The sequence below is a fragment of the Pseudomonas syringae genome (genome assembly GCF_021606685.1).
In the GTDB taxonomy this organism is placed as follows: domain Bacteria; phylum Pseudomonadota; class Gammaproteobacteria; order Pseudomonadales; family Pseudomonadaceae; genus Aquipseudomonas; species Aquipseudomonas syringae_R.
The window spans coordinates 26,574-52,653 of sequence record NZ_WKCB01000037.1 but is presented as its reverse complement, the minus strand read 5'-3'; the positions used below and the strand labels follow the sequence as shown (position 1 = coordinate 52,653).

Below are 26,080 nucleotides of genomic sequence, written 5' to 3'. Positions count from 1 at the left end.
ATAGCGGTGTGTCAGTCAGCTTATAGATAGCTGACACACTGCAATCGGGGGCAAGTCGAATCGTCGCACCGCCCCTCCCACATTTGGATTTATATCCAGTCTGGAGACTCAGCGTGCGCCGGGATCTGCCACCAACCGTCCCGCATCCTTGGTCAGCGCTTGCAGGAATTCCTGCTGCAACTCCGGATCGTTGCGGGTCAGTTCGATCAGGCTTTGCTCCAGTTCGCTGGCTTCTTCTTCCAGGCCCAGCTCCGACAGGCGCTTGACGCGGTGCACCCATTGGCTGACCTCATCGTCTTCCAGGTCGTCGTAGATCAGGCCGTGGGCCTCCAGCAACTTGCCCCGCAAGGTGCCGCTGATCGCCAGGGTCGAGTCCGAATGCACGTCGTCCTGGCCATCTTCCACGCTGATTTTCAAGGTCGTGACGCGGTTCAGGTCCTGCTCGGCAAACGGGCTGTCCAACAGGTTCAGGCGCAGGACGCCGTTGCGGTCGGTGGTCAGCTCGTGAACCTGCTTGCCGGCGGTGACCTGTACCGGGCGTTCGCTCCAGGGCAGGCTCGAATACTCCACGCGCTTGTCGCGCTGGACTTCATCGATACCCGCCAGGTTCTGTTGCGCACGGCCATGGGATTGCACGTTCATGAACGGGTTGAGGCCGTCCACGCCGTAGGTCAGCCAGTCGCGGGTCACGCTGGTCGGCAGGTTGCCAAGGGCGAAGATATTCACCACGTTGGCGCCCGCGCCGGCCACCAGCGCTACGGCACCGAGGGGCATCTCATAGAGTTTGCGCCAGGGTTGGTAGGGGGTGTAGCGGTCGTAACGACGGGTGACTTCAAATTCAGTGACCTCAAAGGTCTTCTGCTCGTGAATGCGCACCCGGCGTTGCGGCAGCTCCAGCACTTTGGGTTCGCCTACATCGATCTGCAGGCTGTGGTCGAGCAACTTACGCTCGACCCGCTCCTCGTGCTCACTGCGTTGCGACATCTGGTTGGCGCAGCCGCTGACCAGCAGGGCGCCGCACAAGGCGGCGCCCCCCAGGGCTCTGGTGTTTCGCTTGAACATGACTTCTCTTGATCTGGTTTTCAGCGACGAATACGCGCCTGAAGGAAAGACAGCACGTCAGCCACCGGCAACGGTTGGGCTTGTGCTTCGGTCCGGCTCTTGTATTCCAGATTGCCATCGGCCAGGCCGCGGTCACTGACCACGATCCGGTGCGGGATGCCAATCAGTTCCATGTCGGCGAACTTGATGCCCGGGCTGGTTTTCTTGTCCCGGTCATCGAGCAACACTTCAAAACCGGCAGCGGTCAGTTCCGCGTACAGTTTGTCGGTGGCTTCGCGTACTTGCTCGTTGTCGTAGCGCAGCGGTACCAGGGCGATCTGGAACGGCGCCAGGGCGTCACTCCAGATGATGCCTTTTTCGTCGTTGTTCTGCTCGATGGCAGCAGCAACCACGCGGGAAACGCCAATGCCGTAGCAACCCATGTCCAGGGTGATCGGCTTGCCGTTTTCGCCCAGTACTTCGCACTTCATCGCCTTGCTGTACTTGTTGCCCAGCTGGAAGATGTGCCCGACCTCGATACCGCGCTTGATCTCCAGGGTGCCCTTGCCATCCGGGCTCGGGTCACCGGCGACCACGTTACGCAGGTCGGCGACGGTCGGAACCGGCAAATCACGCTCCCAGTTCACGCCGAAGTAGTGCTTGTCGTCGATGTTCGCGCCGATACCGAAGTCGCTCATCAGCTCGACCGAACGGTCGATGATGATCGGCAGCGGCAGGTTCAGCGGGCCGAGCGAACCGGCACCGGCGCCAATGGCGTCGCGCAGTTCTGCATCGGTGGCCATGACCAGCGGGCTGGCGACGCCAGGTTGCTGGGCAGCCTTGATTTCGTTGAGTTCGTGGTCGCCACGGATCACCAGGGCGATCAGCTTGCCTTCTTCCTCAGCACGCACGATCAGGGTCTTGATGGTCTTTTCAATCGGCAGATTGAATTTTTCCACCAGGGCCGCGATGGTCTTGGTTTCTGGGGTATCGACCAGGCGCAGCTCTTCAGCCGGGGCAGGGCGCGAGGTTTCGCGTGGCACGGCTTCGGCTTTCTCGATGTTCGCCGCGTAGTCGGAACCGTTGCTGAACACGATATCGTCTTCGCCGGATTCGGCCAGCACGTGGAATTCGTGGGAGCCGGCACCGCCTATGGAGCCGTTGTCCGCTTCAACCGGGCGGAACTTCAGGCCCAGGCGCGTGAACACGTTGCAGTAGGCCTGGTGCATGCGGTCGTAGGTGACCTGCAAGGAAGCCTGGTCGGCGTGGAACGAATACGCGTCCTTCATGATGAATTCGCGGCCGCGCATCAAACCGAAGCGTGGGCGGATTTCATCGCGGAATTTGGTCTGGATCTGATACAGATTCAGCGGCAGCTGCTTGTAGCTGCTCAGCTCGTTGCGCATCAGGTCGGTGATCACTTCTTCGTGGGTCGGGCCGGCGCAGAAGTCGCGACCGTGGCGATCCTTGAAGCGCAGCAACTCAGGGCCGTACTCTTCCCAGCGCCCGGATTCCTGCCACAACTCAGCCGGTTGGGTGCTCGGCATCAACACTTCCAGAGAGCCGGCGGCGTTCATTTCTTCACGAACGATGGCTTCGACCTTGCGCATCACCTTCAAGCCCATGGGCAGCCAGGTGTACAGGCCGGAGGCCAGTTTGCGGATCATGCCGGCGCGCAGCATCAGCTGATGGCTGATCACAACCGCGTCGGAAGGCGTTTCTTTCTGTGTGGCGAGCAAATATTGACTGGTACGCATGGTAGGCCGTTGTCGGTTGCTTGGACTTGAAATGACTTGGGATTGTACGGGCGGTTGCTACTGGAGTACAGGCATCAGAATGCACAGAGCTGCGTGGGCTAGTGTGGGAGGGGGCTTGCCCCCGATAGCGCTGTGTCAGCCATAGATAAGTTGAATGACACCCTGCTATCGGGGGCAGGCCCCCTCCCACCTTGTCAGTATTCTACCGGGGGATTCAATTTGATCCGCCGGTTTTCCTGATACCAATGCAGCGCTATCAGCACCAGCGTCGGCACCCCCAGCATGCAGGTGATCAGGAAGAAGTTGTGATAGCCGAACTTTTCTACTATCACCCCCGAATACCCGCCGATCAGGCGTGGCAGCAACAGCATGATCGAGCTGAGCAGTGCATATTGGGTGGCGGAAAACTTGAGGTTGGTCAGGCTCGACAGATAAGCCACGAACGCCGAAGTGGCCAGGCCCGAGCTGAAGTTGTCCAGAGAGATGGTGAAGATCAGCATCTGCAGGTCCGGGCCCATGTCCGCGAGCATCACGAACAACAGGTTGGTGCCGGCCGACGTGATACCGCCGATAAACAGGATCGGCAGGATGCCGAAACGCACGATCAGCAGGCCGCCCATGCCGGCGCCGAGCAGGGTCATGATCAGGCCGAAGATCTTGCTGACCCCGGCGATCTGGTCCTTGGTGAAGCCCTGGTCGATGTAGAACACGTTGGCCATCACGCCCATCACAGTGTCGGACATGCGATAGGTTGCGATCAGCCCCAGCAGCAGCAGTGCCTGCCAGCGGTAGCGCAGGATAAAGTCGTTGACCGGCGTCAGCACCGGCGCCAGGCCCCGACGGCCCATGGCCGAAAGGCACAGCGCGGTGAGGGTGATATAGAGGATGGCACGCAGGAACGCGCGGTCGTCCATCAGCAGGTCCCACAGGCTTACGCCGTGAAACACCACGCTGGCGAAATCGGTGTTGTACAGCTGGGTGAACATCGCTGGCACCGACACCAGCAGCACGATCAGCACAAATACCGAAACCAGCTGGTGCACAAAGCTGTAGCGCCCGGCCTGCAATTGGGTGCGCAGCGGCACGTTCGGCTCGCGCATGAACAGCGTGGTCAGCAGCGCCGGAATCATCAGCACGCCGAACAGCACGTAGGTGCCGGTCCAGGCCGAGTGTTTATAGTTGAAGCCGGTGGAGCCGAAGCCTTCGGCAAAAAACAGCGCGCCCGCGGTCGCCAGCAGCGCGGCGATGCGGTAACCGGACATGTAGCTGGCAGCCAGGGCGGCCTGGCGGCTGTCGTCGGCGATTTCCAGGCGATAAGCGTCTACCGCGATGTCCTGGGTCGCGGAGGCGAAAGCAACGACGACGGCAATGGCGATCAGCCAGGACAGGTGTTTTTGAGGGTCGCAGAACCCCATGCCGATCAATCCGAGGATCACCAGCGACTGGGCCAGCACCAGCCAGGAACGGCGCCGTCCAAGCTTGCCGAGCAGCGGCAGGCGCCATTGGTCAAGCAGCGGCGACCAGACCCACTTGAAGGCGTAGGCCAAACCGATCAGGCTCGCATAGCCGATGGTTTCGCGGGCCACACCGGCCTCACGCAACCACACCGACAGCGTCGAGAACACCAACATGTAAGGCAGGCCGGCGGCAAAGCCGAGCAACAACAGGACTAGCGTCGAGGGGCTGGCATAGGCGGCGAGCGCGGCGCGCCAGGTTTTACGGGGCATGGGCTGGAGTCTGCCTCAGATTCACGGAAACAAAGCGCGCACTCTAACCGCTGTGCTCTACCGGGCGCCAGCCATGGCGCTGAATATCCACGCGATTGTTGCGCACCGTAACGCCCTCATCGCGCAATCGCGCCCGCTGCTCATCGCCCGAGGCACTGCCCACCGGCAGACTTATCCGACCACCGGCACCCAGCACCCGGTGCCAAGGCAGTTTGGTGCCCTCGGGCAGTTGGCTCAGCGTACGTCCCACCCAGCGCGCCGCACGGCCCAGGCCGGCCAGGTGGGCCAGCTCGCCATAACTCACCACGCAGCCGGCGGGTACCTGGGCCAAGGTCAGGTACAGCGCGGTGCGGCGCATCTCGGCAGGGCTTTGGGGCGGTTCGACTGGCGGGTTCGATATAGGCATGTCTTTGTAAGAAAAGTCTGTAAGTGTGGCGTTGAGAATTGAACTCAACATTAATACTTGAGTCAGTCCTAGCTATCTAACACGATAATCGCCCTTTTTTCGCCAACCTTGAGCTCACTATCCGCTTATGTGGTCCAGAACCTTGTTGTGCCTCGCTGTTTTCAGCGCCTCCACGCCCTTGTTGGCCGATACCGTCTGGTTGAAGAACGGTGATCGCCTGACCGGCAAAATCAAGGTCTTCGACGGTGGCAAGCTGCTGATCCAGACTGATTATGCAGGTGCCATCCCGGTGGATTGGAAGCAGGTCAAAACCCTTGAAAGCGACCAGGAGCTGCTGGTCAAGCAGGATGCCTACACCGGTGAGAAGGCCAAGTCCCTCAAGGCGGCAGAGGATGGCAAGGTGGTCCTGGCCAATGGCGAGGCGCCCAAGACCGTCGAGCTGGCCAGCATCCAGCAGATCATCAAGCCCAAGCCTGTGATCGAAGACCTGGTGTGGAAGGGTAATGTCGATCTGGCGCTGGACTACAAGCGTGCCGAAAACGACACCAACGACTACGACGTCGATTTCAAGACCACTGCGCGTCATGGTCAATGGCGTCATACCGGGCAGGGCGAGTACAACCGCGAGTTCCAGGACGACGTCACCACCACTGACAACTGGGCCCTGGAATATGACCTGGACCGCTTCCTCACCGAACACTGGTTCTGGCAAGGCCGCCTGACCTACAAGCGTGACAAGGTTGAAGACCTGGCGCGCCAGCGCACCGTCGGTACCGGTCCGGGCTACCAGTTCTGGGACGATGAGCTGGGCGCGTTCTCCCTCGGTTCGCTGGTCAACCGCACCGACTATGAATACGCCGAGGGCGGTAAAGACAATTTCTACTCGGTGGCCATGAAGTGGAATTACAACCGCTACCTGGTGGGCAAAACCGTCGAATTCTTCACCAATGGTGAGCTGGGCCGTCCGATTGACGGGCCGGTCGATTACTCCCTGGATGCGGAAATGGGCCTGCGCTACAAAGTCACCGAGTGGGCGTCCCTCAACCTCAAGGCCGAGCGCGACCTCATCAGTGGCGATTCGGAGAGCAGCCTGAGCAAGACCCGCTACACCGCAGGTTTTGGCGTGGCCTGGTAACACGGCCGAACAAAACGGGCTTGGCAACCTTTGCGGTTATTGATTACCTTGCGTTGAGATCCATTCCCATATGCCATGGGCGGCTGAATACCCGAGGAGTCAAACGTTGAGCGCACAGGTTGCCAAGAACGCCCGAGAGCTGTTGCTCAAGGAATACCGTGGGGCTCTCTCCACATTGTCCAAGGCCATGCCCGGCTTTCCGTTCGGTTCGGTCGTGCCCTACTGCCTGGACGAGCAGGGTCGCCCGCTGATCCTCATCAGTCGCATCGCCCAGCACACCCATAACCTGCAAAAAGACCCCAAATGCTCGCTGCTGGTGGGTGAGCGCGAGGCCGATGATGTGCAGGCGGTAGGCCGCCTGACCTACCTGGCCGAAGCCGAGAAGCTCGAAGACCCCGCAGCCATCGAAGCGGCTGCCGAGCGCTATTACCGCTATTTCCCTGATTCTGCCAACTACCACAAGGCCCACGATTTCGACTTCTGGGTGCTCAAGCCGGTACGTCACCGTTATATCGGCGGCTTTGGCGCGATCCACTGGGTCGACGACCTGACCCTGGCCAACCCGTTCTTCGGCAAGGCCGAGCGCAGCATGATCGAACACATGAACAGCGATCACACCAAGGCCATCGCCCACTACGTCGAACTCAGCGGTTTGCCGACGTGCGAGCCTGCACAGTTGGCCGGTATCGACAGCGAGGGCATGCACCTGCGCATCGGCCAATCTTTGTATTGGTTGCCTTTCGAAGCCTCCTGCAACACTCCGACACAAGTGCGCGAGGCCTTGGTTTCATTGGCTCACGCCCACGAGTGGCCGAAAAAAACAGCTGCCAACGCTTGAATTCACGAAACGGCGACGTCATCTAAGGTGGACTGGCAAGGCATTCTTGCGTTGAGGAACCATTTGATGCGCCCTTTTTTGTTGCTCTTTCTGCTGTTCCCGGTGCTGGAGCTGTTCGTATTCGTTCAAGTCAGCAGTGCGATCGGGTTTTTCCCGGCCCTGTTGCTGATCATTCTCGGCTCGGTGCTCGGCGTTCTGGTCCTGCGTGTCGCCGGCCTGGCCACGGCGCTGCGTGCCCGTGAAAGCCTGAACCGCGGCGAATTGCCCGCTCAAACCATGCTTGAAGGCCTGATGATGGCCCTGGCAGGCGGTCTGTTGATCCTGCCGGGTTTCATCAGCGATGTGTTTGGCCTGGTCATGCTGCTGCCGATCACCCGCAAGCTGCTGGCCGGCAAGATGCGCCAGCGTGCCGAAGAGGCCGCGATCCGCCAGCGCGCGTTTTCCGATGACCTGCAATCGCGTGGTGGCCCAGCTCCGCGCCAGCCCTTGGGGCGCGAAGGTGATGTAATCGAAGGCGAGTTCGAACACCGCGACACCAAATAACCGCTTCACCGTTACGGCACCTCAGGGTGCCGTACTGCTTTACAGGGCGCGGCAGTTGCAAAAAAATTCATCCCCGGCCCCTTGTAATAAGCTTATGCGCCCTTATGTAACGGTCACCGCAAGGTTTCTGGTGGCGACACCAGACAGACTTCCGCGTTTTGCTCAGCGAACCGCGACCGGCACCGCCGGATTAAACCTGCCGGTACAGATACCGGCCGATGAAAAACACAATTAGGAGAGATCGACAATGAGCAAGCTTCGTCCTCTGCACGACCGCGTCGTTATCCGTCGCAGCGAAGAAGAAAAGAAAACCGCTGGCGGTATCGTTCTGCCAGGTTCGGCTGCTGAAAAAGCCAACCACGGTGTGATCGTCGCTGCAGGCCCAGGCAAAACCCTGGAAAACGGTGAAGTACGTGCGCTGGCCGTTAAAGTCGGTGACAAGGTTGTATTCGGTCCTTACTCCGGCAGCAACACTGTGAAAGTCGACGGCGAAGACCTGCTGGTAATGGCTGAGAACGAGATTCTCGCTGTACTGGAAGGCTGATTTCCCGCTCATTTTCCCGTTACTACAAAGTATTTAAGGAATATCGATCATGGCTGCTAAAGAAGTTAAATTCGGCGATTCCGCCCGCAAGAAAATGCTCACCGGTGTTAACGTCCTGGCTGACGCAGTAAAAGCGACCCTGGGCCCGAAAGGCCGTAACGTGATCATCGAGAAGAGCTTCGGCGCTCCGACCATCACCAAGGACGGCGTTTCCGTAGCAAAAGAAATCGAACTCGAAGACCGTTTCGAGAACATGGGCGCGCAGCTGGTCAAAGACGTTGCCTCCCGTGCCAACGATGACGCAGGCGACGGCACCACCACCGCTACCGTTCTGGCTCAAGCCATCGTCAACGAAGGCTACAAAGCCGTCGCTGCCGGCATGAACCCGATGGACCTCAAGCGCGGCATCGACAAGGCGACCATCGCCGTTGTTGCCGAGCTGAAAAACCTGTCCAAGCCATGCGCTGACACCAAGGCTATCGCTCAGGTAGGCACCATCTCCGCCAACTCCGACAGCTCCATCGGCGACATCATTGCCGAAGCCATGGAAAAAGTCGGCAAAGAAGGCGTGATCACCGTTGAAGAAGGCACTGGCCTGGAAAACGAACTGTCGGTTGTAGAAGGCATGCAGTTCGACCGTGGCTACCTGTCCCCGTACTTCGTCAACAAGCCAGAGACTATGGTTGCCGAGCTGGACAGCCCGCTGATCCTGCTGGTCGACAAAAAAATCTCCAACATCCGTGAAATGCTGCCAGTCCTGGAAGCCGTTGCCAAAGCTGGCCGCCCACTGCTGATCGTTTCCGAAGACGTTGAAGGCGAAGCCCTGGCGACGCTGGTTGTGAACAACATGCGTGGCATCGTTAAAGTCGCAGCCGTCAAGGCTCCTGGCTTCGGCGACCGTCGCAAGGCCATGCTGCAGGACATCGCCGTTCTGACTGGCGGTACCGTTATCTCCGAAGAGATCGGCCTGAGCCTGGAAAGCGCTACCCTGGAAAACCTGGGCAGTGCCAAGCGCGTGACCATCTCCAAAGAAAACACCATCATCGTTGACGGTGCTGGCGTAGAGCAGGACATCCAGGCTCGCATCACTCAGATCCGTGCCCAGGTTGCCGAGACTTCGTCCGACTACGACCGTGAAAAACTGCAAGAGCGTCTGGCCAAGCTGTCCGGCGGCGTTGCAGTGATCAAGGTTGGCGCTGGTTCCGAAGTTGAAATGAAAGAGAAGAAAGCCCGCGTTGAAGACGCCCTGCACGCTACCCGTGCAGCCGTTGAAGAAGGCGTGGTTCCTGGCGGTGGCGTTGCGCTGATCCGTGCTCTGGAAGCCTTGACCGGCCTGACCGGCGACAACGCTGACCAGAACGTCGGTATCGCTGTACTGCGTCGTGCTGTTGAAGCACCGCTGCGCCAGATCGCTGCCAACTCCGGCGACGAGCCAAGCGTTGTGGTCAACGAAGTCAAGAACGGCAAAGGTAACTACGGTTACAACGCTGCGACTGGCGTGTACGGCGACATGATCGAAATGGGCATCCTGGACCCTACCAAGGTGACCCGTTCGGCGCTGCAGGCAGCAGCCTCCATCGGCGGTCTGATCCTGACCACCGAAGCGGCCATTGCTGACAAGCCTAAGGCTGAAGGCGCTGGCGGCGGCGGTATGCCAGACATGGGCGGTATGGGTGGCATGGGCGGCATGATGTAAGCCAGCCTTACCCGGCCAGTAAAAAAGCCCCGCCTGCAGTGATGCAGGCGGGGCTTTTTCATGCCTGGGGTTTTTCCGGGCGTAACGCTGCATCAGTTTGTCAGCCGTTCTGTGGGCGGCGGGTGAAGCCACAGTGAAAAACTCGTGAAGCACATCAATGGCTTGAAAATACGATTGAGTGGCTCCGACGGCCTAGTCGTGAGCCACACTTGGCCGTAAGCTGCGCGAGCCAACACGGCCGTTAACGCGTACGGAGACACTGCCCATGCGAATTTTATTGGTTGAAGACAACCGCGATATTCTGGCCAACCTGGCCGATTACCTGGGGCTCAAAGGCTACACAGTGGACTGTGCGCAGGACGGTCTGTCGGGCCTTCACCTGGCTGCCACCGAACATTACGATTTGATCGTGCTCGACATCATGTTGCCCGGTATCGACGGCTACACCTTGTGTAAACGCCTGCGCGAAGACGCGCGCCGCGATACACCGGTGATCATGCTCACCGCTCGCGACCAGTTGGACGACCGGCTGCAGGGCTTCAAGTCCGGCGCCGATGATTACCTGCTCAAACCCTTTGCCCTGTCGGAGCTGGCCGCGCGTATTGAAGCGGTGCTGCGCCGCGCCCAGGGTGGCGGCCGCCGCGCCCTGCAAGTGGGTGACTTGAGCTACGACCTCGATACCCTGGAAGTGACCCGCGAAGGGCGCCTGCTCAAGCTCAACCCCGTCGGCCTGAAACTGCTGGCGGTGCTGATGCAGAAGAGCCCTCATGTGCTGCGCCGGGAGATCCTCGAAGAAGCCCTGTGGGGCGACGATTGCCCCGACAGCGACAGCCTGCGCAGCCACGTGCACCAGCTGCGTCAGGTGATCGACAAGCCCTTCGCCAAGCCGTTGCTGCAAACGGTGCACGGCGTGGGTTATCGCTTGGCCGAGGGCCGTGATGGAGTTTAAGCAAAGCCTTGCCCAACGGATCATCATCGCCTTTGCCTTGATGAGTGCGTTGGTGGCTGGCGCCTTCGCCATGGGCATTGTCGCGACCGTGCACCTGGTGGAAGAGAAGCTGATTTCGGCGGGCCTGGGCGGCGACTTGCAACGTCTGCTGCTGATGGACACCGTCGAAGACTGGCGACACCGACCCGAGCCGGACCAGCTGTTCTACTTCAGTGGCGGGCCTGGCGACTTCGAGTTGCCCAAGGACCTGCGGCATCTGGAGCCGGGCTTTCACGAAGTGTTTCGGGAGGCCTTGTCGTATCACGCGATGGTCGAGGTGGTCGACGGTCGGCGCTACGTGCTGTTGCAGGACCAAAGCGATTTTGAAGAGCGCGAGCGCGTGCTCTTTGCCGTGGTGCTGGTGGGCTTTGTGCTCAGCCTGGCGCTGGCGGTGTTCCTCGGCTGGGTGCTGGCGCGCAAGGTGATGGCGCCGGTGGTGCGTCTGGCTCGCCAGGTGCGTCACCGCGACCAGTTGCTGGGCCTGGCACCACCCCTGGCGCCGGACTACGCGGCCGATGAAGTGGGCGAGTTGGCCGTGGCCTTTGATGCCACCTTGGGCCGGCTGCGCCAGGCGTTGTCCCGTGAGCAGCTGTTTACCAGCGACGTCAGCCACGAGTTGCGCACCCCACTGATGGTATTGGCCAGCTCCTGCGAATTGCTGCTGGAAAACCCGGCTATCGATCAGCGCGGGCGTAACCAGGTGCAACGTATCGCGCGGGCCTGTGAGGAGATGCGCGAGCTGGTGCAAACCTTCCTGATGCTGGCCCGCGCCGAGCACGACGAAGCGGCCATGTCGCCCCAGGTCACTCTCACCCAGGTGGCTGATGACCTGCTGGGCATCTGGCGGGCGCCGATCGAGCACAAGGGGCTGGCGCTGATCTATCAGCCGGGCAACCCGCTGGATACGCGCTACAACACCACCTTCTTGCACGCGGTGATGGGCAATCTTTTGCGCAATGCGCTGCACTACACCGAGCAGGGGTTTATCCGGTTGACTCTGGAGCCGAATGGGTTCGTGGTGGAAGACAGCGGCGTGGGTATCCCCGAAGACAAGCGCGAAGCGATGTTCGAGCCATTTGTGCGCGGCAGCGAGAAGCGCGGTGAGGGCCTGGGATTGGGCTTGTCGCTGGTCCAGCGGATTTGCGAGAACCAGGGCTGGAGCGTGAGCCTGAGCACCATGGAGCCCAATGGCTGCCGTTTTCACGTCTTATTGAGCCAGGCCGACGCCTGAGTTCTACAGCTCGCCCCTCTGCCGCGATTGTGCCTAAGTACCCCGTACTTAGGCGAAGATGGCCCCATGCTATTGCATGTGTCTGTAAAGTCTTGAAATGTATGGGATTGGACAGGACAAGTTTTTCACAACGGGTTGACCTGTTGATCACAGAACGGTGCTTAGAGTCGTAGGCATCAGTAACTGGAGATCAGTGATGTCTAACCCCATCAAGCTCGAATTTTCCGAAAAGTACGACGACAATCACGCCCACGAATATTTGCTCAAGCACCAGGACAATCTGGCTCGCCGCCTGTCACATAAGCGCGATGAGCAACTGGCCCGTGGCGCGTTGGCGATGGCCGGTGAACCCGGTCTGGTGTTGGACCTGCCGTGTGGCGCCGGGCGTTTTTGGCCGTTGCTGGCCGAGAAACCCAACCGTGTGATTATTGGCGCCGACAATTCGGCGTCGATGCTGAAGGTGGCAACCGCCGCCCAACCCGCGCAAGTGGTGAAACGGGTACGGCCTTTGCAGACATCTGCCTTTGATATCGATCTGCCGGATAACTCGGTGGACAGCATTTTCTGTATGCGCCTGCTGCACCACATTGGTGACCCGGCGCACCGGTTGGCGATATTACGGGAGTTTCAACGTGTTACCCGCGACAGCGTGATCATTTCGCTTTGGGTTGATGGCAATTTCAAAGCGTGGAAACGCAAGCGGCTCGAAGGGAAGCGTCGAGAAAACGGTGAGCAGGAAGGTTACCAAAATAGATTTGTGTTACCGGCTGTTACTGTTGAAGCAGAATTCGAGCAGGCCGGCTTCCGTGTTCAGGAATCCCTGGACTTCATACCGCTCTACGCCATGTGGCGAGTGTATGTATTGCGCAAGAGGTAACAGGATGGCAGTTGAGTGCGTAGCAGGCAGTCACGTAGCTCCCGAAGAACGCTTTGATTACTTCTGGCGCCAGCAGGGCGAGTGGGTCGAGGAACCCAACCGTCGGCGTGGCGGCGAAAGTGGTGTGCAGCGAGTTATCAGCGACAACGGCCGCCTGCTTTACAGCAAGCGCCAGACCGGCCACACCTACCGCAGCTGGCTGCACCCGTTCGGGCGCCCCACGGTGCTGCGCGAACGGGATGCCATCAAGGGCCTGCGCCTGCTGGACGTGCGCGTGCCGGAAATGGTCTTTTGCGAAGCCCGTCGTGACCCCCAGCACCAATGGAAGGCGCTGCTGGTGACGGCCGCGCTGGACGGTTTCGACGAAATCGAACACTGGTACGCCGCCGGTGGCCGTGAACAGTACGGCGAGTTGGTCCACGAGCGTGTGCTCAAGGAACTGGCCGCCACCCTGGCGCGCATGCACAAAGGGCGCTGGCAGCATGGCTGCCTGTACATCAAGCATATTTTTGTGCGCGTGACGGGGCAGGGCGACTCAGCCAATGTAGAAGTGGCGCTGCTGGACTTCGAAAAATGCCGCCAGCGTTTGACCGCTTATCGGGCGGCGTCCCATGACATGCTGCAACTGCGCCGCCATTCGTCGTGGAACGACAGCGACTGGGTAAAACTCAGCTACTTTTACGAGACGGCGTTTGGCAGCGCTATCAAGGGTTTAACCAAATGAAGCTAGAAATAGCACGAGGTGTGTTCCTGGTGGCGGCGTTGGGCGTTACCGCCTTGGCCCTGGCCGCATGGGAACAGCCTCGCACACAGGTACTCAGTGCGGTGCAAGGAGGCGCGCAATGCCTGTTGCCGCGCGTCGCCAAGGCGAGTGTCGCAGCCAAGCCTGACCATGAGTTACTGCTGTTCATGTTTGGGCTGTCTCAAGGGATGAGGCCGCAAAGTTGAAACGATTCAAACCCCCGAAAAAGGGCCTTGCGATGCGAGGCCCTTTTTTTTGCCTCAGGCTTTGTCCGGCTTGGCCAACAAGGTGTACACACAGGGCAACACGAACAACGTAAACAGCGTGCCGATTGACATGCCCGTGGCAATCACCATGCCGATATCGAAGCGGCTTACCGCGCCTGCACCGGTCGCGAAGATCAGCGGCACCATGCCGAACACCATCGCTGCGGTGGTCATCAATACGGGCCGCAGGCGAATCGCTGCGGCTTCTTCCACGGCCTGTCGCGGTGTGAGCCCCTTGTCTTTGCGCAACTGATTGGCAAATTCAACGATCAGGATGCCGTGCTTGCTGATCAAGCCAATCAGCGTCACCAGGCCGACCTGGGTATAGATGTTCATGCTCGACCAGCCGAGGAACAGCGGGATCAACGCCCCGCAGATCGACAGCGGCACCGTCACCAGGATCACCAGCGGGTCGCGGAAGCTTTCGAACTGAGCCGCCAGCACCAGAAAGATAATCGCCAGGGCCAGGGCAAACGTGACCCATAACGCGCTGCCCTCCTGGATAAACTGCCGGGACGCGCCGCTGTAGTCGAACGCGTAGCCTGCCGGCGTCTCTTCAACTGCGATCTGGCGCACGGTGTCGATGGCTTCGCCCATGCTGACAATCGGAAAGCCCGAAATCAGCGCCGAGTTGAGTTGCTGGAACTGGTTCAACTGCCGGGGGCGGGCGCGGTCGGTGAGGGTGATCAGGGTCGACAAGGGCAGCAGTTCGCCCTGGGTGTTTTTCACGTAGTAGTTATTCAGCCAGTCGGGGTTGTCGCGGTAGGCGCGTTCGACCTGGGCGATCACCTTGTAGCTGCGCCCGTCGAGGGTGAACCGGTTGATTTCCGCCTCGGCCAGCAGGGTCGCCAGGGTGCCGCCGAGGTCCTGCATCGACACGCCCATCTGCGCCGCCTTGGCGCGGTCAATATCCACCACCACTTCGGGTTTGTCGAACGCCAGGTCGATGTCGACAAAGGCGAACTTGCCTGACTCCATTGCGCGCTTTTTCACACGGTTGGCCACTTCCAGCAACGAGGCATAGTCGTTGGCGGTGTTGATCACGAAGCCGAACGGCAGCCCTTCGCCGGTGCCCGGCAGGGAGGGCAGGTTGAAGCCGAATACCTGCAGGCCCGGAATCTGTTCCAGACGCTTTTGCACGTCTGGGAGGATCTGCATCTGAGTGCGGTCGCGCTCGTTCCACGGCTTGAGCAAGAAGCCGCCGATGCCCGACTGCACGCCATTGAACCCGTTGATCTGGAACGACGAGTAATACTCCGGGAACTCCTTGAAGATCTTGATGAACTCGTCGGTGTAGCTGTTGAGGTACTCCAGGTTGGTCGGTTGCGGCGCGCTGGCTATCATGAAAATGATGCCCTGGTCTTCATCGGGGGCCAGTTGCGACTGGGTGAACTTGAGGAATACCGGGATCAGGCACAGCACGATCAGCGCAAACACGATCACCACCGGCCGGGTGTTGAGGGTGCCGTGCAGCATGCGTTGGTAGCGACGCTTGAGGCTGTCGAAGATGCGGTCGAGGCGATGGGCCAGGCCCGAAGGGTTTTCCTCGTGGCGCAGCAGCAGGGCGCACATCATCGGTGACAGGGTCAGCGCGACGATGCCGGAAATGATCACCGCCCCGGCCAGCGTCAGCGCGAACTCCTTGAACAGCGCCCCGGTCAGCCCCTCGAGAAACCCGATGGGTGCATACACCGCCGCCAGGGTGATGGTCATCGACACCACCGGCAATGCAATTTCGCGTGCGCCTTCAAGCGCCGCGTCCAGTGGCTGCTTGCCGTCCTCGATATGCCGGTGGATGTTTTCCACCACGACGATGGCATCGTCCACCACCAGGCCGATGGCCAGTACCATCGCCAGCAACGTCAGCAAGTTGATCGAGTAGCCCATCAACTGCATGAAAAACAGCACGCCGATCATCGACAGTGGGATGGTGACCACCGGGATCACCACGGAGCGCAGGGCACCGAGGAACAGGAACACCACCACGATCACGATCAGCACCGCTTCAAACAGCGTCTTGACCACCTCGTTGATGGACGCCTGGATAAACAGCGTGGCGTCGTAGGCGATTTCTGCGACGAGGTTGGGGGGCAGCTGGGATTCCAGCTCCGGCATGATCTTGCGCACTTCCTTGATGACCTCCAGCGGGTTGGCGCTGGGGGTGGCCTTGATGCCGATATACACCGATGGCGTGCCGCCGAATGAGCTGATGGCGTTGTAGTTTTCTGCGCCCATTTCCACGCGCGCCACATCCCGCAGCAGTACGCGGCTGTCGCCATCGGTTTTGACGGTGATGGCGCCAAAGGCCTCGGCCGACTTGAGGTCGGTGTTGGCGTTGATGCTGGTGACCACGAACTCGCCTTTGACCTCACCGGCCGCGGAGAGGAAGTTGTAGCGGCGTACGGCCTCGGTGATGTCACTGGCGCTGAGGCCGAAACCGGCGAGTTTTACCGGGTCGAGCCAGATACGCATGGCAAATACCTGGTTGCCGAGGATCTCCGCTTCGGCCATGCCCGGCAGCGTTGCCAGCTTGGGCTGGATGACCCGCGACAGGTAGTCGGTGATCTGCGGGTTGCTCAACTGTTGGCTGGAGAAACTGATGTACATCAGCGCCGAAGCATCGGCCGCTTCCTTGCTCAGTACCGGGTCTTCGGCGTCCTGGGGCAGCTTGTTTTTCACCTCGTTGGCCTTGGCCAGCAACTCGGTAAACAAGCGGTCGCTGTTGGAGCCGATGCGCGCGTAGATGGAGATCACCGAGAAATTCTGGCGACTCACCGAGGTCATGTAGTCGATGCCCTCGGCGCTCGCCAGGCTTTGCTGCAACGGCTGGGTGATATAGCCCTGGATGGTTTCGGCATTCGCACCGGGGTAGGCGGTGGTCACCGTGATCAGGGCGTTTTCCATGCTCGGGTACTGGCGCAGCGGCAACTTGCTATAGGCCTGGAAACCCAGGAGCACGATCAGCAGGCTGACCACCATGGCCAACACCGGACGGCGGATAAAGGCGTCTGTGAACTTCATGGATCAATGCCCTGCCGGCAGGTTTTTGTCCGGGCTGATGGCAATCGGCGTGCCGTTGTCCAGTTTCAACTGGCCGGCACTGACCACCTGTTCACCGGCGTTCAAGCCTTTGCTGATCAATACCAGGCCGCCACGGCGTTCCGCGGTTTCGACAAAGCGCCGCTCGGCGATCAGCAGGGGCTGGCCGTCGGCGTCCTTTTCGACCTCGCCGTTCTCGGCTTTTTTCTCGGCCACGGCGTACACCGAGTTGCCGTACAGGGTGTAGGTGATCGCGCCTTCCGGCACCACGATTTGCGCGGTTGGGTTGGGCAGCAGCACGTCCAGGCTGGTGAACATGCCGGGCAGCAGCTTGCTGTCCGGGTTGGCCAGGGTGGCGCGCACCAGCACGTTGCGTGTGCTGTTCTCCACCTTGGGGTTGATCGCGCTGACGCTGCCGGGGAATTGTTCGTTCGGGTAGGCCGAAACCAGTACCTGGACGGCTTGCCCGAGGGCGACTTTGGGCACCGAATGCTCAGGGATATAAAAGTCGACGTAGAGGCTGCTGATGTCCTGCAGGGTCGCGATCACCGTGCCGCTGGCGAGGTAGTCGCCGACGTCCACCTGGCGAATGCCGATGGTGCCGCTGAACGGCGCGACGATGTGTTTCTTGGCCAGGGAAGCCTTGAGCTGGTTGACCGTGGCTTTGTTCTTTTGCAGTTGCGCGGAGAGGCGGTCGAACTCGCCTTTGGAGATTGCCTGGCTGCCTACTAACTGGCTGCCGCGCCCGTAATCCAGTTGGGCCAGACCGAGGTCAGCCTGCGCGGTTTCCAGGAGGGCGCTTTCCACCGCGCTGTCCAGTTGTACCAGGGGTTGCCCGGCCTTGACCTTCTGCCCGGACTCGAACTGCACGTCCTTGACCGTACCGGCCACCTCCAGGCTCAGGTTCACGCCTTGCAGCGCCTTGAGCGTGCCCACCGACGGCAGGCGTTGCTGCCATGGCTGTTCGGTCGCGGTCGCGACGGCCACGCTGACAGGCGGCTTGGGCTTGGCGAAGACCTGGATCTGCTGATAGATGGAAAAGGCTTTATAGCCCGCCAACAGCAGGACGATTAACAGGACGACACCCAACATGATCAGCATGCGACGGCGCAGCATATTCCGTTTCCTTGGAAAAACTGGGACAGACGAAGACACACACGTTCGGAACATTACTCCGAGTGTTGAGGTGATTCCAGTTGGTCGTCAGGGCAGGCAAGAGGGGTAAGGAGCGTTCCCATAGGCGCAGTGGGAACGACCTACAGTCAAATCAGATGAAGATGGTTGTCCCAGAGCCCTGCGGGCAATTCCAACGGTTTTGCTACCAACTGTTTCTGGCGGCAATCGTAGAAACGGCAACGTCCCTGACCTGAGGTCACGACAAAACCATCCGCCACCGCACCGACACCGGCGCAGTCGGGCAGCGGGCCATCAAGGCGTAACTCGCCGCTGTCCATGTGCCAGATAAAGAAGCGGTTGCCGCGCGGTGCCGTCAGCGCCACCAGGCGCAATTCGCTGTGCACCGCGACGCTCGCGGTGTAATGCCCCATCGCCTGCAACTGCTCATCGGCCACCGGGAACGCCACGAAGGGCTGCCCCGGACGCTTGATCGCCAGCAACTCGGAGCGCTCCTGGGATGCGCCCATGAACTGCTGCCCGGTGAGGATGGTGCCATCGCTGGCGATCCCCATATGGCGCACGCTGTTCATCTGCTGGCCCAGGGTTTCCTTGCTGATCAGGCTGCCGTCGCGGTGCATCAGCACCAGGCTCGGCTCCATGGCGTTGAGGTTCATCTCCACGCGGCTTTCGGCTTCGGTGCGAATACCGCCATTGGCCACCACCAGGGTTTCGCCATCGGGCATCCACGACACCTGATGCGGGCCGATGCCATGGGTGGAGATTTCGCCGCTGTGCACCAGCCGCTCACCTTCGAACTTATACACACCGAGCAGGCCACGCCCAGGGTCGGTCGTGTCGTTCTCGGTGGCGTACAGCCAATCGCCGCTCTTGTGAATCACCGCATGGCCGTAGAAGTGGCGGTTGGCGTTGGAGGTGATGGTTTGCAGCAGCGTGCCATCACGCAGGTCGACCAGGTAACTTTCGGTGCCCGGACGGCGGGCGACAAACAGCGCGATCGGCAGCGTCGGGTGGTGGATGATGTCGTGGCAGCGCTGGCCGACCTGGGTCGCGAACACCTGCTTGCCATCCAGGCGGAAGCCCACGGCATAGTGCTTGCCGTCTGCGTCATCGCGCGCCGACAGCAGCAGCGGGCCATGCTCCTTGTGCTTGAACAGCGTCCAGCCACCCAGTGTGAGTGCACTGAGCAGTGCGCTACCCAGCGCCAAAGCCTGTCGCCTGAGCATCATCAGTCACCGTCGTTGGCGTTGAAGCCGAGTTGGATGCCCAGCGCCTTGGCCAACTCGCCTTCGTGCAGGCGATGGACGACGTTGAGGCTGTCGTAGATGTCATTGAGCTGCTGGCGCCCGGCGTCATCGTTCAACAGTTCGTTGAGGGTGCGCTGGTTGCTGGCGAACAGTTTCAACGACGCGGCATAGGCGGCGTCGATCTTGTCGGCCAACGGCTTCTGGTCGGCAGGCAACAGCCCACGCAGGCCTTTGTTGTCGACGCCGACCCATACCGTTTGCGCGGCGGCGAGGCTCGCCTGGAGGCTTTGCAGGGACGACTGGCTGCGCCAGGCATCGGCCTGGAACGGCTGCGGGATGCCCTTGGTCTGGCGGCCCATCGGCGTACCGAGCTTTTTCTTCAGGGTGTCGAGTGCGGTGACCTGCACACGCAGCAGATCGGCAATCGCTTCGTGGGAATCGGCGTAGCGCTGGTTGGGAAACTTGGTCATCTGCGCGAGCATGCCGTCGGTGCTGTTCCAACTCGCCAGGATCTCTTCGGCCAGCGCCTTCTGACGGTCACCGATGGCGACCAACAGCGGGCAGTAGCGGGCTTTCTGGGCGTCGTCGGCGATGTCGGTCTTGGCGTCGTAGAGGATGTATTCGTAGGCCGACAGGCCCTGCACCACGACGCTGGACTTGGCCAGTGCGGCGCCGTCGATCTGCGGCTGGGCGGAAACAAGCTGCTCGACCTGGCGGCCCACAAGGTTTTTCTTGTCCGGCCAGAACTGCACCTGCCACGCACGGTTGCCCTCGGCCAGCGGGCCGATCAGCAGCGGTTGCAACTCGGCCCAGGCCTTTTGGGCGTGGAGGAAGTCGGCACGGGCGGTGTCCAGGCTTTCCTTGCCCTGGCAGTAGGCCAACGCGCTGACAGCCAACTGGCGATCAGCTTCGACCCAGCGGCTGTAGGTCGGCAGGATCACCTGTTTGGCGATGGCGGCCGAGGTCACGGCTTGCGGGTCCTGGGGCGAGCACGCGCCGAGGGCGAGGGCGGCCAGGCTGGTGAACAACAACTTGGGACGGAACATGTCGAGCTCCCTTCTGTAATTGGGGCGAAGCTTATAAAGAATTCAGGAACGCGAGCAACGCCGCGCGCTGTTCGGCATTAAAGGACAACACATGCTGCTGCGCCGCTTGTGCTTCACCGCCGTGCCACAGCACGGCTTCGAGCAGGTTGCGGGCGCGGCCGTCATGCAAAAACTGGGTGTGGCCGGAGACGGTCTGCGTCAGGCCGATGCCCCACAACGGCGGCGTGCGCCAGTCGCGGCCACCGGCCTTGAATTCACTGCGGTTGTCGGCCAGGCCCGGGCCCATGTCGTGCAGCAGCAGGTCGCTGTAGGGGCGGATCACCTGGCTTGCCTGCTCGGGTTCGGCGGCGTTGGCGGCGGTGGTGAACGTCGGCTTGTGACAACCCTGGCAACCGGCCTGGTAGAACAGGTTTTTCCCGGCCAGCACTTGCGGCGAGTCGACGTCACGGCGCACCGGCACGGCGAGGTTGCGGGTGTAAAACAGCACCAGGCGCAGGATGTTGTCGCTGACTTCCGGCTCGCCCTCCGGGCCATTGCCGTTAGGTGCCTGTTTGCAGGCGACCTGCGCGTCGGTGCAGTCATCAAAGGGTCTCAGGGACGTGGTGAGGCCCATATCACCAGAGAACGCGTGAACATTTTGTTGATTGAGGTTGGGTTGCCCGGCTTTCCAGCCAAAACGCCCGAGAACGGTTTTTTGCTGGGCGTCATCCCAGACCCAATTTGCGCGACCGACGATGGCTTCCGGATCGGCGGTTTTCGCCTCGGTATTGCGCAGGATGTCTTCGTCGCTGATGGCTTCGAGCAAACCGAGGCCGATCATCGGCGGGGCAATGCGCGCGGAAAAGCGTGTGTCTGGATGCATCGGGCCATAGCCGAGCTGGGTGATCTGCAGGTCCGGCTGGCGCAGCTCGACCACGCTGCCGTCCTTGAAGGTGACGTTGACGGGCGTGTAGTCGACCCGCACTTTGCCTTCGGGCGCTACGCCGGGCACGGACATATCCTGCAACTGGCCGCCGTACACGGGCTCGGGCACCACACCGGTCTGTTCGATCAGCCTGGCATACAGCGGCGTATCCGGGATCGACAGGCGCACCAGCATCGACACCGCGTTGGGGGCGTCGGGCAGCGGCGGGTGGCCACGACCGTCCTTGATGTGGCAGTTCTGGCAGGCGTTGGTATTGAACAGCGGGCCCAGGCCGTCACGGGCGGTGGTGGTCGACGGCGCGATCACCCAGGGGCTGCGAAAGAAGCTGTTGCCGACGCTGAAGTCCAGGCGGCGCGTGGGCGACAGGTTGGCCGAGGGCAGGGAAAACGCGTTCTGGTCACGCTTGTTCACCGTCGTCGCACCGCCGGCACGCGACTCACCCGGCTCTGCCTTGGTGAAGCGAGGGGCGTCATCACAGGCGGCCAGGCTCAAGGCCAGCATCGCTGCGCATAGGCGAAAAAACGAACGGAGCATCGAGTTTCCTGGACCAAGGCTGAAAATACGGGCGCAAAGTCTAACAGGGCCGGGGGCAATGAATAAGAGCAATTATCGTTTGGTGGCATCCCGACTCATTCCCGCTAGAATGGCCGCACATTTTTCTCTGGAGGTGGCCAATGCAGGCTCTCGACGCTTTGCTCAACCGTGTTTCCGTGCCGCGTTTGCTGGAACCGGCACCGACCCAGGAGCAGCGCGACGTGCTGTTCGCCGCCGCCATGCGCGCCCCTGACCACGGCCAACTGCGCCCTTGGCGTTTCCTTACCGTGGAAGGCGCCGCCCGTGAGCAGATGGGCACGCTGCTGGCCGAGGCCGCGCGCCTGCAGGACGCCGACGCGCCGCAAGCCGCCATCGACAAAGCCCAGAACGGCCCACTGCGCGCGCCGCTGGTGGTGGTGGTGATTGCGCGTCTGCAGGAGCATTTCAAGGTGCCCAAGTCCGAGCAGTTGCTGGCCGCCGCCTGCGCCGCCCACGGCATTCTGCTGGCGGCCTACGCTCAGGGGATCGGTGCGGTGTGGCGCACTGGCGAATTGTCCTACTCGGCCCACGTCGCCAAAGGCTTGGGGCTGACGGCGGATGAAGAAGTGATTGGCTTCCTCTACCTGGGCACCCCGCAGAACCCGCCGCGTACCGCAGCGAAAGAAGATGTGGCGGCGTTTGTTAAAGCCTGGCCCGGCCTTTAAGCCTACTCGGTCCAAATGTGGGAGGGGGCTTGCCCCCGATGGCAGTGTGTCAGCTAAGAATAATTCAGCTGAACCACCGCCATCGGGGGCAAGCCCCCTCCCACATTTGGACCTTGGTGTATTTGAGATCGGCTACACCCTGAACTGATCCATCAACTTCATCTGCTGGCTGGCCAGGGCATTCAGTTGGCTGCTGATGGCCGCCGACTCGGTGGCCTGGCCGGTGAGGGTTTCAGTCACGGTGCGGATCGCCGAGACGTTGCGGTTGACCTCTTCGGCCACGGCGCTTTGCTGTTCGGCGGCGCTGGCGATCTGCAGGTTCATGTCGCTGATCACCGTGACCGCGTCGCTGATCTTGCCCAGGGCCTGCACCGCCTGATGGATCTGCCCGGCATTGTTCTGGGCCTGGCTCTGGCTCGAGTGCATGGTGGCGACCACGCCACGGGTGCCGCTCTGGATGCGTTCGATCACCAGGCGGATTTCCTCGACGGAGTCCTGGGTGCGTTTGGCCAGGTTGCGCACTTCATCGGCCACCACGGCAAAACCCCGCCCGCTTTCCCCGGCGCGTGCCGCTTCAATCGCGGCGTTGAGCGCCAGCAGGTTGGTTTGCTCGGCAATACTGCGGATCACTTCCAGCACGGAACCGATCTGCTCGCTGTTGACCGCCAAGGCTTCGACCTCGCCGACCGCCTTGCTGACTTCTTCGGCCAGGGTGGTGATGTCGCGGGTGCTCTGCTCAATGATCGACATGCCTTCGCGCGCCGACTGGTCGGCCCCGCGTGCCGCGCTGGCGGCGTTGGAGGCACTGTTGGCGACATCGTGCGCGGTGGCGCTCATTTCGTTGGAGGCGGTGGCCACCTGGTCGATTTCGCGGAACTGCACCTGCATGCCTTCACTGGTCTGGCGTGCAATGGCCGAGGACTGGTCCGCCGTGCCGCGCGCTTCGGTGATGCTTTGCTTGATCTGCGCGATGGTCGGTTGCAGCTTGTCGAGGAAGCGGTTGAACCAGTTCACCAACTCGCCAAGTTCGTCTTTCTTGGCGTAGGTCAGGCGTTGGGTGAGGTCGCCGTCGCCGCTGGCGATGTCCTTGAGCATGGCGGCCACGCTGTTGATCGGCCGGGTCACGCCGGTGGCGGTCAGCCAGATCAGCAGCAGGCCCAGCAGACCGGCGGCGGCGCCCACCAGCAAGGCCTTGAGGGTACCGCTGGCCTGGGCCTCGTCGAGCACGCCTTGCAGTTTCGTGGCGTCGGCCAGCATCACGGCTTTGGGCAGCTTGATCACGACGCCCCAGGCCTTTGCATCGGCGATCGGCTTGACCGCATAGACCGCACGGATGATGTCGCCCTGTTCGCGGTTGACGTGGCTGTCACTGGCGAGCAATTGCACGATTTCCTTGCCTTCGGCGCCCAGGGTGTCGATCAGGTTCTTGCCCACCTTGGCGGGCTCGCCGCTGTAGGCGGCAATCAGGCCGGTGCTGGAAATGACTTCCAGGTGCGCGGCGCCCGCGAACAATTCCTTTTGCGCGACATCGGTGAGGGCTTGCAGGCTGTTGAGGGCGATATCGACACCGGCCACGCCGATCACTTTGCCGTCGACGATCAGCGGCAAGGAGATGGTGGTCATCAGCACAGGCTTGCCGCCCACGGTGTCTTCGTACGGGTCGAGCAGGCAGGTGCTGCGCGTATCCCGTGGGCAGGTGTACCAGATGTTGTAGGGCGTACCGCTGAGGTTGAGGCTGGTCTTGGTCAGGTCTTCTTCGACCATGATGGTGTTCAAGCCCGCACCGCCGGCACGGCTCCAGTAACTGGAGAAACGGCCTTTTTCGTTGGATACGCGGGCTTTGTCGTCGATGAATTCGTTGTCCTTGCCATCCAGGCCATTGGGCTCGAACGACAGCCAGATACCCAGCACTTTGCTGTTGCGTTCGAAGGTGGTTTTCAGGCTCTGGTTGAGTTCTTCACGCAGGGCGCCAGGCTCCAGCGAGCGTTTGGCCGCCAGGTTGCGCAGGTCTTTGACCTGGTCGGCGAGGGCGGTCACCACCAGCAGGTTTTCGCCCATGGCTTTCTGCAGCAGCACGGCCTGTTCGGCCGCTTTGGCCTGCAGCAGGTTCTGTACGCTGCTGGTGAGCATTCGCGAGCTTGAATCGCTGATCAGATGGTCATTCTGATCGGTCTGGTAGAGGTTGATGCTGATGATCAGCGCAATCACTCCCAGCAGGCACAGGCCGGACAACAGCACAATTTTCAAGCGTATGGAGAGGGTGTCGAACATAGGTTCACTCACGAATGGAGGTGTGGAAATGCATGAAATGCAGAGCCAAGTCCATTCGACGCTATGCCTGAAACATCGGCGTCATAATTTAATTCATGAGCGGAAGTCGATGAGCGGTAGGAGAATGCCTACAGGCTTGTTACGCGGGCTTTGCGAGGCGTTCGGGGCGTGACCAGATCCACAGGTTGCCCAGGCTCATCCCGGCAATCGCCAGGTAGATCGGCCAGCCGTGGTCGAGCATCACCAGCATCAGGATCGCGCACAGCAACATGCTCACGGTGGCGCTGACCTTGGCACGGCGCGCGATGATCTTGCCGTTGCGCCAGTTGAACAGGATCGGCCCGAACAGCCGGTGGTTTTCCAGCCAGGCACTCAGGCGCGGTGAGCTTTTAGTGGCGGCCCAGGCGGCCAGCAGGATGAATTCGGTGGTGGGCAAACCCGGTATGACAATCGCCACCAGCCCGATGCCCAGGCTGACGTAGGCCAGCAGGCCGAACAGGACCCGTGCGATTTTCGAGGTGGATGGGGCTTTGCCGGTCATAGAGTGGGTATCGCAGAAAATCCGTTTGAAATGTGGGCCAAATGTGGGAGGGGGCTGGCTCCCGATAGCAGTGGGTCAGCTACATATGGGCTGACTGACACACAGCCATCGGGGGCCAGCCCCCTCCCACATTTGAATGCATTCCAATTCGGGGTCAGGCCAGTTCAGGGGCGCTAGCGTACGCCTGTTCGAGCAGTACGGTGAAGCGTACAAACGCGTCAACCGCGCCTTTTTCCACCGCGGCTTCCTCTTCGGCGCTGAACGCCAGGCCGTCAAGGGTGCGGGTGAAGCTCTTCCAGCCTTCGGCGCGACCACCGGCCGGCTCGCCCAAGTGGCGGGCACCAAAGGTTTCGCTCAAGCCCAGGCCCACGGCGCGTTTGATCAGGAACGCGGCGCCGAGCTTGGAGCCTTCGGACACGAACAGCCAGCCAAGTGCTTCGGCTTTGCTCGGATTCTTCACGGCGCCGGCCACCGGTGCCGGCACTTGGGTGTCCAGGTCGGCCAGGTCCAGCTTGGCGGCTTCGGCGCGGCAACGCGCGGCCAGGTCAGGGACCAGCTTGATCAGCTCGGCATCGTTGTACAGGGCCACCAGTTCGGACTGGAACAGGTACTGGGCCACCACGAAACGGGCGAAATTGGCTTGAGTCTCAAACGGCGCATGGGCTTTTACCAGCGCATCCAGCTTGGTGTGTGGCTCGTTGGTGATCTGGTTCAGGCGCTGGGAGCGCAGGCTTGGGCGTTCTGCGGTGGAAGAAGCGGTCATGAAAAAAGTCCTTGAGAAAGGGGAGCGCCTTATTGCTCTGAAAGAGAGCCGTTGTCAAATAGACGAACAAGAAGACGCCGCACAG

The 26,080-nt window shown here is 61.1% G+C and carries 23 protein-coding genes and 1 pseudogene; 11 read left to right on the top strand and 13 right to left on the bottom strand.

Features of this window, described 5'->3' with window-relative positions; all coding sequences use genetic code 11:
- Window positions 1-108 precede the first annotated feature (108 nt).
- The 4 genes from GIW02_RS15615 to GIW02_RS15600 all read right to left on the bottom strand — a co-directional run bounded on the left by GIW02_RS15615 (window position 109) and on the right by GIW02_RS15600 (window position 4,931).
- Window positions 109-1,062, bottom strand: a complete 954-nt coding sequence (locus tag GIW02_RS15615) for a hypothetical protein (RefSeq protein WP_236418628.1) — start codon at window positions 1,060-1,062, stop codon at window positions 109-111.
- A 20-nt stretch (window positions 1,063-1,082) separates the two neighbouring features.
- Window positions 1,083-2,798, bottom strand: a complete 1,716-nt coding sequence (locus GIW02_RS15610; protein ID WP_236418627.1) for a proline--tRNA ligase — start codon at window positions 2,796-2,798, stop codon at window positions 1,083-1,085.
- 194 nt (window positions 2,799-2,992) lie between these two features.
- On the bottom strand, window positions 2,993-4,525 hold the full coding sequence (locus GIW02_RS15605; RefSeq protein WP_236418626.1) for an AmpG family muropeptide MFS transporter: 1,533 nt from the start codon (window positions 4,523-4,525) through the stop codon (window positions 2,993-2,995).
- 43 nt (window positions 4,526-4,568) lie between these two features.
- Window positions 4,569-4,931, bottom strand: coding sequence for an MGMT family protein (locus GIW02_RS15600; RefSeq protein ID WP_236418625.1), 363 nt, complete (start codon window positions 4,929-4,931; stop codon window positions 4,569-4,571).
- 127 nt (window positions 4,932-5,058) lie between these two features.
- Between GIW02_RS15600 and GIW02_RS15595 the strand changes: the two genes are divergently transcribed.
- The 10 genes from GIW02_RS15595 to GIW02_RS15550 all read left to right on the top strand — a co-directional run bounded on the left by GIW02_RS15595 (window position 5,059) and on the right by GIW02_RS15550 (window position 13,731).
- Window positions 5,059-6,066: a DUF481 domain-containing protein gene (locus GIW02_RS15595; RefSeq protein WP_236418624.1), complete on the top strand. Its 1,008-nt coding sequence runs from the start codon at window positions 5,059-5,061 to the stop codon at window positions 6,064-6,066.
- Between the two features lie 106 nt (window positions 6,067-6,172).
- Window positions 6,173-6,904: a HugZ family pyridoxamine 5'-phosphate oxidase gene (locus GIW02_RS15590; RefSeq protein ID WP_236418623.1), complete on the top strand. Its 732-nt coding sequence runs from the start codon at window positions 6,173-6,175 to the stop codon at window positions 6,902-6,904.
- Window positions 6,905-6,970: 66 nt separating this feature from the next.
- On the top strand, window positions 6,971-7,447 hold the full coding sequence (locus tag GIW02_RS15585) for an FxsA family protein (RefSeq protein WP_236418622.1): 477 nt from the start codon (window positions 6,971-6,973) through the stop codon (window positions 7,445-7,447).
- 247 nt (window positions 7,448-7,694) lie between these two features.
- A complete protein-coding gene (locus tag GIW02_RS15580) occupies window positions 7,695-7,991 on the top strand; it encodes a co-chaperone GroES (RefSeq protein WP_017846112.1) in 297 nt (98 codons plus the stop codon).
- A gap of 49 nt (window positions 7,992-8,040) precedes the next feature.
- Window positions 8,041-9,687, top strand: coding sequence for a chaperonin GroEL (gene groL, locus GIW02_RS15575; protein ID WP_105523826.1), 1,647 nt, complete (start codon window positions 8,041-8,043; stop codon window positions 9,685-9,687).
- 265 nt (window positions 9,688-9,952) lie between these two features.
- Entirely contained in the window at window positions 9,953-10,636 is a 684-nt protein-coding gene (gene colR / locus GIW02_RS15570; protein WP_003175870.1) for a two-component system response regulator ColR, read from the top strand.
- Complete coding sequence (locus GIW02_RS15565) at window positions 10,626-11,906, top strand: sensor histidine kinase (RefSeq protein WP_236418363.1); 1,281 nt, start codon at window positions 10,626-10,628, stop codon at window positions 11,904-11,906. Before colR ends, GIW02_RS15565 begins: the two co-directional genes overlap by 11 nt.
- A 196-nt stretch (window positions 11,907-12,102) precedes the next feature.
- Window positions 12,103-12,783, top strand: a complete 681-nt coding sequence (locus GIW02_RS15560) for a class I SAM-dependent methyltransferase (protein WP_236418365.1) — start codon at window positions 12,103-12,105, stop codon at window positions 12,781-12,783.
- A gap of 4 nt (window positions 12,784-12,787) precedes the next feature.
- Window positions 12,788-13,507: a lipopolysaccharide kinase InaA family protein gene (locus GIW02_RS15555; protein ID WP_236418367.1), complete on the top strand. Its 720-nt coding sequence runs from the start codon at window positions 12,788-12,790 to the stop codon at window positions 13,505-13,507.
- Complete coding sequence (locus tag GIW02_RS15550; RefSeq protein ID WP_236418368.1) at window positions 13,504-13,731, top strand: hypothetical protein; 228 nt, start codon at window positions 13,504-13,506, stop codon at window positions 13,729-13,731. Before GIW02_RS15555 ends, GIW02_RS15550 begins: the two co-directional genes overlap by 4 nt.
- Before the next feature lie 54 nt (window positions 13,732-13,785).
- Here GIW02_RS15550 and GIW02_RS15545 read toward each other — a convergent pair whose 3' ends face one another.
- From GIW02_RS15545 to GIW02_RS15525, 5 genes are all read right to left on the bottom strand, one after another.
- Window positions 13,786-16,812: a multidrug efflux RND transporter permease subunit gene (locus tag GIW02_RS15545; RefSeq protein WP_236418369.1), complete on the bottom strand. Its 3,027-nt coding sequence runs from the start codon at window positions 16,810-16,812 to the stop codon at window positions 13,786-13,788.
- A 3-nt stretch (window positions 16,813-16,815) separates the two neighbouring features.
- Window positions 16,816-17,946, bottom strand: a complete 1,131-nt coding sequence (locus GIW02_RS15540) for an efflux RND transporter periplasmic adaptor subunit (protein ID WP_236418370.1) — start codon at window positions 17,944-17,946, stop codon at window positions 16,816-16,818.
- Window positions 17,947-18,092: 146 nt separating this feature from the next.
- Window positions 18,093-19,190 carry a DUF1513 domain-containing protein gene (locus GIW02_RS15535; RefSeq protein WP_236418373.1) on the bottom strand — a complete coding sequence of 366 codons (1,098 nt, stop codon included), beginning with the start codon at window positions 19,188-19,190 and terminating at the stop codon, window positions 18,093-18,095.
- Between the two features lie 2 nt (window positions 19,191-19,192).
- Window positions 19,193-20,257, bottom strand: a complete 1,065-nt coding sequence (locus GIW02_RS15530) for an imelysin family protein (protein ID WP_236421929.1) — start codon at window positions 20,255-20,257, stop codon at window positions 19,193-19,195.
- 31 nt (window positions 20,258-20,288) lie between these two features.
- Window positions 20,289-21,716 carry a di-heme oxidoredictase family protein gene (locus tag GIW02_RS15525; protein ID WP_236421928.1) on the bottom strand — a complete coding sequence of 476 codons (1,428 nt, stop codon included), beginning with the start codon at window positions 21,714-21,716 and terminating at the stop codon, window positions 20,289-20,291.
- A 140-nt stretch (window positions 21,717-21,856) separates the two neighbouring features.
- Here GIW02_RS15525 and GIW02_RS15520 point away from each other — a divergent pair, with 140 nt between their 5' ends.
- Window positions 21,857-22,420: an NAD(P)H nitroreductase gene (locus GIW02_RS15520; RefSeq protein ID WP_236415810.1), complete on the top strand. Its 564-nt coding sequence runs from the start codon at window positions 21,857-21,859 to the stop codon at window positions 22,418-22,420.
- Window positions 22,421-22,552: 132 nt separating this feature from the next.
- Here the strand turns inward: GIW02_RS15520 and GIW02_RS27335 are convergent, their stop codons facing one another.
- The 4 genes and pseudogenes from GIW02_RS27335 to GIW02_RS15505 all read right to left on the bottom strand — a co-directional run bounded on the left by GIW02_RS27335 (window position 22,553) and on the right by GIW02_RS15505 (window position 25,995).
- Complete coding sequence (locus tag GIW02_RS27335) at window positions 22,553-23,308, bottom strand: methyl-accepting chemotaxis protein (RefSeq protein ID WP_371858613.1); 756 nt, start codon at window positions 23,306-23,308, stop codon at window positions 22,553-22,555.
- A 102-nt stretch (window positions 23,309-23,410) separates the two neighbouring features.
- Window positions 23,411-24,478 (bottom strand): annotated as a pseudogene (locus GIW02_RS27330) (PDC sensor domain-containing protein); the annotation flags it as partial.
- A 352-nt stretch (window positions 24,479-24,830) separates the two neighbouring features.
- Entirely contained in the window at window positions 24,831-25,232 is a 402-nt protein-coding gene (locus tag GIW02_RS15510; RefSeq protein ID WP_236415812.1) for a YbaN family protein, read from the bottom strand.
- A gap of 154 nt (window positions 25,233-25,386) precedes the next feature.
- Entirely contained in the window at window positions 25,387-25,995 is a 609-nt protein-coding gene (locus GIW02_RS15505) for a biliverdin-producing heme oxygenase (protein ID WP_236415813.1), read from the bottom strand.
- Window positions 25,996-26,080 lie beyond the last annotated feature (85 nt).